Here is a 4,800-nt window from a genome sequence, read left to right as displayed (position 1 = left end):
CTCGATCTTGCCGGGCGCAAAGATCGCGCCCGCGGCGATATTGATGGTCAGAATGCCAAGGCAGGTCGCCAGCACGGCGCCCATGATCTTGTTGAGTTCGAAAGAGTCCATCGGCGCTCCACAGCAGCCCGTGATCGTAAGGCGCGGGCAGGAGCCGCCCGCGGCGGCGCATGATTAGCCGGTTTGCGCCACGGGTGGCAACCCGTATAAGCGGGCGCAGCCCTGCGACATTGGTGGCACCTTGGGACTGCCCGAACGACCGCTCGAATCGATGCCCAAAAGCGACGTCCTGATTCTGATCCCGGCCCGCCTGGCGGCCACCCGGCTGCCGGGCAAGCCGCTGGCGGACATTGCCGGCAAGCCGATGATCGAGCACGTGATCCGGCGCGCCGAGGCCGCGCATCTGGGCGAGGTGATCGTTGCGACCGATTCCGAGCCGATTCTGGCCGCCGTCGAGAAAGCCGGAGCCCGTGCGCTGATGACGAGGACCGATCACGCCTCCGGCTCGGACCGCATTCACGAGGCCCTGCAGATCGCCGATCCGGACGGGCGTGTCCGTATCGTGGTCAATGTTCAGGGCGATCTGCCGACGCTCGCGCCAGACGATCTGCGGTCGGCGGTCGGTCTTCTGGACGATCCGGCGGTCGATATCGGCACCCTCTGCGCCGCAATCACCAAGGACGAGGAGCGGTTCAACCCGAATGTGGTGAAGGTGGTCGGCTCACCGGTTGCGCCGGACCGGCTGCGCGCGCTCTATTTCACCCGCGCCACCGCTCCCTACGGCGAGGGGCCGCTTTACCATCACATCGGTCTTTATGCGTACCGGCGGGCGGCGCTGGAGCGCTTCGTCGCGCTGCCGCCGTCCATGCTCGAAAAACGTGAGAAGCTCGAACAGCTACGCGCCCTTGAGGCCGGTCTGCGCATCGATGTTGCGATCGTGTCCTCGGTCCCGCTCGGGGTCGATACGCCGGACGACCTTGAGACCGCCCGCCGTCTGCTCGCCAATTAACGTCCATCCTCTGTCAATCGTAACGGACCGCATGACCAAAAAGAGAATCTCCTTCCAGGGTGAGCCCGGCGCCAACTCGCACCTCGCCTGCCGCGAGGCCTATCCCGATTACGAGCCGATGCCGTGCCCGACCTTCGAGGATGCCTTCGCGGCGGTGACCAGCGGCGAGGCCGCGCTCGGCATGATCCCGATCGAGAATTCGGTCGCCGGCCGCGTCGCCGACATCCATCACCTGATGCCGCGCTCGGGCCTGCACATCGTCGCCGAATGGTTCCTGCCGGTGAAGCATCAGCTGGTGGCGCCGAAGGGCGCGACGCTCGACGGCATCAGGACGGTCGAAAGCCATGTCCATGCGCTCGGTCAGTGCCGCAACATCATCCGCAAGCTGAAGATCAGGCCGATCGTCGCCGCCGACACCGCGGGCTCGGCGCGCGAGGTCGCCGAGCGCGGCGACAAGACCTGCGCCGCGATCGCCTCGCGCCTTGCCGCCGAAATCTACGGCCTCGACATTCTCGCCGACGATGTCGAGGACGAGGCGCACAACACCACGCGCTTCATCGTGCTGGCGCGCGAGCCGCAATGGGCGGAAGGTGGCAACGGCCCGGTGGTGACGACCTTCATCTTCCGGGTGCGCAACATTCCGGCCGCGCTCTACAAGGCGATGGGCGGCTTCGCCACCAACGGCGTCAACATGACCAAGCTCGAAAGCTACATGATCGAGGGCAATTTCTTCGCCACGATGTTCTACGCCGACATCGAGGGGCATCCCGACGACCACAATGTCGCGCTGGCGCTCAAGGAGCTGGAGTATTTCTCCAAGGAGACGAAGATCCTCGGCGTGTATCCCGCGCATCCCTATCGCGCGACGTTCAGGGAAGTAGCAGAGTGACGGCACGCTGAATGATCGCACAATGACGTAATTTCGGATTTTACGGCATGGCGCTATCGCAAGGCTGCGCGACGCCGCCTCGTGTGACGTCCCGGCCATGAACGCCAACTCGACACAAGCCGCCGCAGAAATTTCTGCGGCGGTATCCGGCGGGCGCGAGAATTAGAACGAATCGAACTTGTCGTTCCGCGCCTTGGCAGTTCCCAGCGCGCCCTCTAGCGGACGAATTACGTGGTTCGTCCATGCTCGCTGGAGTCCTTCTTCGACGGCTGCATGCATCGAGCGCGGCGCCTGCTCTTCGAACCACTTTTTTAGGTGGTTCTGAACATGCCCCTTGAACCCCGTTCTGTAGTCAGCTTCGCATCGCGTCCAGAGGTCGCCGGCTTCCGAAAGTACCGGTCGACAGACTTCAGCCGCGACAGTTCTCGCGCCCGCCAAGAAATTTTCAAACCATTTCTCCGCACTCTCCGAGAGTGCGATAAGGAACTTCTGGCAGCTCGCGTATTTTTTGTCCTTGATCAGATTCTTAAGCGCAATCCTGATTTGGTCGTAAGCTTCGCGAGCTCTCAGGTTCGCATCTTCCGCAGCACCGGACCCCAATGCGTGATAAACGTCGAAATTCCACCAAGAGCCGGCTCGACTGACTGAGGCGAGCAATGACTTTTGGTGAGTGCCGCGATCAACGATTTGCCGCAGCAGCGCCTCGAAGAACGGCCGAACGGAAGGAGCCAAATCTCTGATCTGGTCGAGCACGGTTTCGAGATGGCGAACTGCTTCTCGCAATTCTGCCTCGGCGCTTTGCTGCGCACGGTTGTCGATCAGGGCGTTGACGGCTTCCGCAATCCGTTCCAACCGGCCGGATTCACGCCGGCGGATTTCGGAGATCCTCGCTAGAAGCTGCTGGTTAACGTCGCCAGGATCATCTTCTGAAGCGTTGAAGAAAAGAATCGGCATGGCGCCGAGGCCACGCCGTTCGAGCTCGCGCCGCGCATGATCGCGTTTGATTCGGCGTCCTTGATCGACCGTTTCGACGTCTAGGCCAGTCGAATCGTCCGCAACCGTCAGCGCTTCTTTTTCTTTATCCAACACGAGCAGGACTGCGCGTTCTGCGAACTGCTGGAGGGCCCCGGTATCTGCTAGTTGCGTAAAGAGACTGTCGTAGTGTGGACCAGGCGCGTCCCCGAGCGTCGTGCACAGCACTGGCAGCGACCTCGAGTCGTCCAAGATGGCTTGGATGTCTGGACGCGTTGCAGCGCCATCGATGCCTTTTGTGTCAATCGCTTCGATCTCGAATTGAGAGCCTTCCATGATGGAGAACGGAACGGTCACTCTAACGCGCGCCGGAAGAGAAACGGTTGGAGCGTTGCCAAGGTTAATGTCGGAGTAAGTTTTCTTCAGCCAGTTGCGACCTTCGATCTCGCTCACACCGGTCCAAACCAACTCACGCTCCGTTCTCTTGAACAGCTGCAAACGCTCAGCGATTGCTGATTGCAGTTCTTCGACCGAAGACGCGTTCCGGGCGAGTTCGCTCTCTTCGCGTCGGCTCTCGACTCGGCCGTCCGGGTGCTTCACTTCTTCAGTTTTCAACTTTGCCATATTGCGAAGGGCGCGCTCGACTTCGATAGAAGGGCCGCGGCTCTCCTCCGGCGGTCGCTTCTCGCCCGACCTGCTATTCCAGAGGTCCAATGCGTACTCCCGGACCAGTCGATAGATTTCTTCGTTCGGCTGGGGTTCGATCGAAATCCGAAAGCGGATCGTTCCCGGTCCCTTTTCGACAGGTTCGCCCCTCACCGCTGCTTCGCAAAGCGTAGTTCGGCTGCGCTGAGTCGCGAGGAGGCACTCGTCACGCAGATCGCGGGGCTGCTTGCGGGAGGGACGTACCAAGCCGGTTAGGAAGCAAAGAGCAGTTGTCTTGCCGTCGCCGATCTTGCCAATGAATGCGATGTGGTGCGTGAGATTCGATAGGTAGCGAGCTGACGCGATCAGGCGTTCACGTAAGAATTGCGCTTGACCGGACAACGATTGGGGTAGTGCGGGATCGTTGATGACCTGCTCGTCGAGCCGTTGCAGCAAGGTCATTGCGTCCACGAGCGAAACTGCATCCGGATGCCAAGGGTCTGGGGGATCGATATCCACCCAGCGTGTGGCAAGGATGCGCTGATACAGAGCCGCCGCGTCACCACCGATCGCCTTCAGGTACTCGACGATCTCTTCGGCTGCCGCCTGCGCGGCTCCGGTTTCCCACCGTGACACGCGGCTTGGATGGACCCCAAGGGCTTCGGCCAAGTCTGACTGCTTAGGGCCGGCCTCCTTTCGCAGGCGTTCGAGAACTCGGCCGACGTCACTTGGGATTTTTTGCATGACACTCTCCGACGGTGTGCGTTCGCCATATGCATATATGCAAAGATGAGCCGAATGCAATCAAAATGTGCCTTGGTGGGCGTAGGTCGGACGGTTCTGGCCCCTAAGCCATTGAAAATTATGAAAACAATGAAGACGACAACAGCGCTGCCCGCGTCACTCCGGGCTGCCGACCTGATGCCGTCCACCTTGGACGACAAGTATCGCTCGATTGAGCTGGTCTGGTCGAACGGTGCGCGCGTGCGGCGCCAGCCGTTCTTCGGCGAGCCGTTCGACGAGGAGCTGAGCATGGACCCTGCCGAAGTCCATCTTGATCGCCCAACGCAGGTGCGCCCCCTCTCAACATGCACGATCGATTGGCGCTTAAGGCGGTGATCGGTTCGGTGGTCCCGGGTACGGCGTGTATCGAGGACGGCCGCGGACTAGGTAGTGGACTCATAATGCCTGAGCCAGAGGCGTGACGCCGCCAGTGCGATGGCAGCAAGAAAGTTCCTGGCAAGCTTGTCGTATCGGGTGGCGATGCGCCGGAAGTGCTTCAGCT

The 4,800-nt window shown here is 61.2% G+C and carries 4 protein-coding genes and 2 pseudogenes; 3 read left to right on the top strand and 3 right to left on the bottom strand.

Going from position 1 to position 4,800, the window contains the following annotated elements:
* Positions 1-111: pseudogene (locus tag ACK41X_RS22535) on the bottom strand (cytochrome c family protein); the annotation flags it as partial.
* Positions 112-271: 160 nt separating this feature from the next.
* On the opposite strand from ACK41X_RS22535, the gene ACK41X_RS22530 reads away from it, so the two are divergent.
* Complete coding sequence (locus ACK41X_RS22530) at positions 272-1,009, top strand: 3-deoxy-manno-octulosonate cytidylyltransferase (protein ID WP_409728275.1); 738 nt, start codon at positions 272-274, stop codon at positions 1,007-1,009.
* A 31-nt stretch (positions 1,010-1,040) separates the two neighbouring features.
* A complete protein-coding gene (locus ACK41X_RS22525; RefSeq protein ID WP_409728272.1) occupies positions 1,041-1,898 on the top strand; it encodes a prephenate dehydratase in 858 nt (285 codons plus the stop codon).
* Between the two features lie 162 nt (positions 1,899-2,060).
* Here the strand turns inward: ACK41X_RS22525 and ACK41X_RS22520 are convergent, their stop codons facing one another.
* Positions 2,061-4,259 (bottom strand): helix-turn-helix domain-containing protein, encoded by a 2,199-nt coding sequence (locus tag ACK41X_RS22520; protein WP_409728269.1) that lies wholly within the window; start codon positions 4,257-4,259, stop codon positions 2,061-2,063.
* Positions 4,260-4,388: 129 nt separating this feature from the next.
* Here ACK41X_RS22520 and ACK41X_RS22515 point away from each other — a divergent pair, with 129 nt between their 5' ends.
* On the top strand, positions 4,389-4,634 hold the full coding sequence (locus ACK41X_RS22515) for a hypothetical protein (protein WP_409728266.1): 246 nt from the start codon (positions 4,389-4,391) through the stop codon (positions 4,632-4,634).
* A 47-nt stretch (positions 4,635-4,681) separates the two neighbouring features.
* On the opposite strand, the pseudogene ACK41X_RS22510 reads toward ACK41X_RS22515, so the two are convergent.
* Positions 4,682-4,800 (bottom strand): annotated as a pseudogene (locus ACK41X_RS22510) (IS5/IS1182 family transposase); the annotation flags it as partial.

This window comes from Pseudorhodoplanes sp. (assembly GCF_046289595.1).
GTDB lineage: Bacteria > Pseudomonadota > Alphaproteobacteria > Rhizobiales > Xanthobacteraceae > Pseudorhodoplanes.
The sequence above is the reverse complement of the archived record's forward strand: the minus strand, read 5'-3'. Positions and strand labels throughout refer to the sequence as shown.

Excerpts from the sequence above, each read along its gene's own strand:
- ACK41X_RS22530 (WP_409728275.1), top strand. The coding sequence starts at position 272 with ATGCCCAAAAGCGACGTCCTGATTCTGATCCCGGCCCGCCTGGCGGCC.
- ACK41X_RS22525 (WP_409728272.1), top strand. The coding sequence starts at position 1,041 with ATGACCAAAAAGAGAATCTCCTTCCAGGGTGAGCCCGGCGCCAACTCG.
- ACK41X_RS22520 (WP_409728269.1), bottom strand. The coding sequence starts at position 4,259 with ATGCAAAAAATCCCAAGTGACGTCGGCCGAGTTCTCGAACGCCTGCGA.
- ACK41X_RS22515 (WP_409728266.1), top strand. The coding sequence starts at position 4,389 with ATGAAGACGACAACAGCGCTGCCCGCGTCACTCCGGGCTGCCGACCTG.